Genomic DNA, 3168 nt, shown 5'->3' with positions numbered 1-3168 from the left:
GCCTGGCCTGGCTCGACGCGGCAGCCGAAGCCGGCCGCAGCGGCCCGCCGGCCTGGCTCGGCCGCGTGCCGTGGGCCGGTCCTTATCTGGGCGAGCTGTGGACCTCCGTGGTCGCCGGCGACGGCATGGCGGACTGGTTCGCGCAATGGGCCGAGCCGGCGCGCGGCTGGCTGCTCGCCTTCGGCAAGCGCCTCGGCAACGGCCTCGGCCAGATCGTGCTCGGCGCGCTGCTGCTGTTCGTGCTGTTCCGCGACGGCGAGTGGCTGGCCAAGGCGCTCGTGCGCTTCGTCGACAAGGCCGGCGGCGCCTACGCAGTCGAACTGCTCGACGTCGCACGACGCGCGCTCGTCGGCGTGCTGATCGGCGTGGTCGGCACGGCCACGGCCCAGGCGCTCGTCGCGATCGTCGGCTTCACGATCGCCGGCGTGCCGCAGCCGCTGCTGCTCGGCGCGGCGACGTTCATGCTGTCGCTGCTGCCGATAGGACCGCCGCTGGTCTGGGGCGGCGCGACGATCTGGCTGGCCCAGCGCGGCCAGGTCGGCTGGGCCGTCTTCATGGGGCTCTACGGACTGTTCGGCATCAGCGCCGTGGACAATGTCGTCAAGCCGCTGCTGATCGCGCGCACGAGCCATCTGCCGTTCGTGCTGACCCTGATCGGCGTGTTCGGCGGCGTCATCGCGTTCGGTGTCGCGGGCATCTTCATCGGCCCGGCGCTGCTGGCGGTCGCGGCCGCGGTGGTCAAGACCGTGGCGCACCGCGAGTCCGACGCGAAACCGGCGGCGCTCAGCCGGGCGGAGTGAGTGAGCCGGACGTTGGCGTCAGCAATACCGCGGCGCCGCTGAGGCAGCCTTCGCGCAGATCCTGCAGCGCGCGATTGGCCTGTTCCAGCGGATAGCTGGTCACTGTCGGCGTCACGCGGTAACGCTGCAGCGTGCGGAAGTATTCCTCGCCGTCGGCGCGCGTGAGGTTGGCGACACTGCGCAGTTGCCGTTCTCCCCACAACAGGGCGTAGTCGAACGCGGGGATCGTGCTCATGTGAATGCCGCCGCAGACGACCGTGCCGCCGCGATCGACCGCGCGCAGCGCCAGCGGCACCAGTTCGCCGGCCGGCGCGAAAATCAGCGCCGCGTCGAGGCTCGCCGGCGGCGCTTCCGTCGAATAGCCGCACCAGGTCAAGCCGAGACGCCGGCCGAACGCGAGGGCGGCCTCGTCGCCGGGACGCACGAACGCATAGACCTCGCGCCCCTGCTGCAGGCAGAGCTGGGCCAGCAGATGCGCCGCCGCGCCGAGGCCATACAGGCCGATGCGCCGGGCGTCGCCGGCCATGCGCAGCGCGCGGAAGCCGATCAGTCCCGCGCAGAGCAGCGGCGCCGCCGCCGCATCGTCGTAGACCTGCGGCAGCTCGAAGCAGTACCGCGCGTCGGCGAGAACGTACTCGGCGAAGCCGCCGTCGGCGGTATAGCCGGTGAAGCGGGCGCCGGGACACAGATTCTCCTGTCCGCGCCGGCAATAGGTGCAGCTTCCGCAGGTGCCGTGCAGCCACGGCACGCCGAGCCGCTGCCGCGACGCGAAGCGCTCGACGCCGGTGCCGAGCGCATCGACGTAGCCGACGATCTCGTGCCCCGGGACCACGTTCGGCCTCGGCTGCGGCAGTTCGCCGTCGACGAGATGCAGATCGGTACGACAGACGCCGCAGGCCGCCACGCGCAGGCGGATCTGGCCCGGGCCGGGCTGCGGCAACGGCAGCTCCCGCGCCTGCAGCGGCCGTCCTGGACCGTCGAAGACATAGGCCCGCATGACGAGTTCCTTTCCGCCGGCCTCGTTGGCCGCAGCGCATGCTAGCGCCGTCCGGCGCGGGCACGGCGGCCTGCGGCGCCGTGACGCGTACGCGCATTGACTTGCGTCAATGTCGCCGGCGGGGACGTCTGGCCTAGTGGCATTGGCGGCGGCGCCGACTTCGGCGCTGCGGGCCACGCTCCTTCTCGTTCTTCTCTGCGGAGAAACAGCCATGTTCAAACGCATCCTCGTCCCCACCGACGGTTCCGAAGGCTCACTGCGCGCCGCGCGGCTCGCGGCCGAACTGGCCGAGCCGCTGCAGGCCGAACTCGTCGGGTTCCACACGATTCCGCCGTTCCACGTGCTGGACTTCCGTCCGGGCCAGCTCGAGGAGTCGCAGCAGTCCTATACGGTCTATGCGGAAAAACGCGCGGCCACCGTGCTCGGCGACTGGCGCGCCGCGGCCGAGGCGGCCGGTGCCCGCGCGACGACGGTGTTCGCCTACGCCGACGACCCGTATGCCGCGATCATCGCCGCGGCCGAGGAACAGGGCTGCGACCTCGTCGTCATGGCCTCGCACGGCCGCCGCGGCATGGCCGCGCTGATGCTCGGCAGCGTCACGCAGAAGGTGCTGACGCATTCGACGATCCCGGTGCTGGTCGTGCGGTGAACCGGCGCCGCGGCGGCGTGGCCCGCGGTTGAGCGGCATCAACACGAGAACCGGCGCCGCCGCCGATCATCGCCGGCATGGGCCGCGACCGCGGCGCCGGAGCCGCACCATATGAGCAGCCGCATCACGCTGATCCAGGGCCATCCCGATCCCGCCGGCGGCCATTTCTGTCACGCGCTCGCCGACGCCTATGCGGCGGCGGCCGCAGCGGCCGGCCGCGAGCTGCGCCGCATCGACGTCGCGCAACTGCCGATCGCCTGGCTGGCGAACGAACAGGCGTTCCAGTCGGACCCCGTGTCCGAGCCGCTGCTCATGGCCCAGGAGCAGATCCGCTGGGCCGATCATGTCGTGGTCGTGCATCCGCTCTGGTTCGGCATGATGCCGGCGCGGCTCAAGGCGTTCTTCGAGCAGGTGCTGCGGCCCGGCTTCTCCCACCGCGCCGAACCGCGCCGCTTTCCCGAAGCGCTGCTGGGCGGCCGCAGCGCGCACGTGGTCGTGACCATGGCCATGCCGGCGCCGGTCTACCGCTGGTGGTACGGCGGACACGGCACGCGCGCGCTGCGCCGGAGCATCCTCGGCTTCTGCGGCTTCGCGCCGGTGCGAGAGACGCGCATCGGCCTCGTCAGCGTGCCGGCCGTGCGCGAGCGCGCGCTGCAGCGGCTCGCGCGTCTCGGCGCGCAGGGGCGCTGAGCCAGGCGGCCGGCGAGCGCCGGTCGTTCGTC

The 3168-nt window shown here is 72.3% G+C and carries 4 protein-coding genes; 3 read left to right on the top strand and 1 reads right to left on the bottom strand.

All coding sequences use genetic code 11. From position 1 onward, the window contains the following. Window positions 1-800, top strand: an 800-nt coding sequence (locus NON22_RS22410; RefSeq protein WP_257389213.1) for an AI-2E family transporter, incomplete at its 5' end; no start/stop codon positions are given. Here the strand turns inward: NON22_RS22410 and NON22_RS22405 are convergent. Further along, complete coding sequence (locus NON22_RS22405) at window positions 784-1797, bottom strand: zinc-dependent alcohol dehydrogenase family protein (protein ID WP_257389212.1); 1014 nt, start codon at window positions 1795-1797, stop codon at window positions 784-786. The genes NON22_RS22410 and NON22_RS22405 overlap by 17 nt on opposite strands. A gap of 211 nt (window positions 1798-2008) precedes the next feature. On the opposite strand from NON22_RS22405, the gene NON22_RS22400 reads away from it, so the two are divergent. Further along, window positions 2009-2446, top strand: a complete 438-nt coding sequence (locus NON22_RS22400) for a universal stress protein (protein WP_257389211.1) — start codon at window positions 2009-2011, stop codon at window positions 2444-2446. Between the two features lie 111 nt (window positions 2447-2557). Beyond that, entirely contained in the window at window positions 2558-3136 is a 579-nt protein-coding gene (locus NON22_RS22395; RefSeq protein WP_257389210.1) for an NAD(P)H-dependent oxidoreductase, read from the top strand. Window positions 3137-3168 lie beyond the last annotated feature (32 nt).

Origin of the sequence: Tahibacter caeni, from assembly GCF_024609805.1 — a bacterium.
Lineage (GTDB): Bacteria > Pseudomonadota > Gammaproteobacteria > Xanthomonadales > Rhodanobacteraceae > Tahibacter > Tahibacter caeni.
The sequence above is the reverse complement of the archived record's forward strand: the minus strand, read 5'-3'. Positions and strand labels throughout refer to the sequence as shown.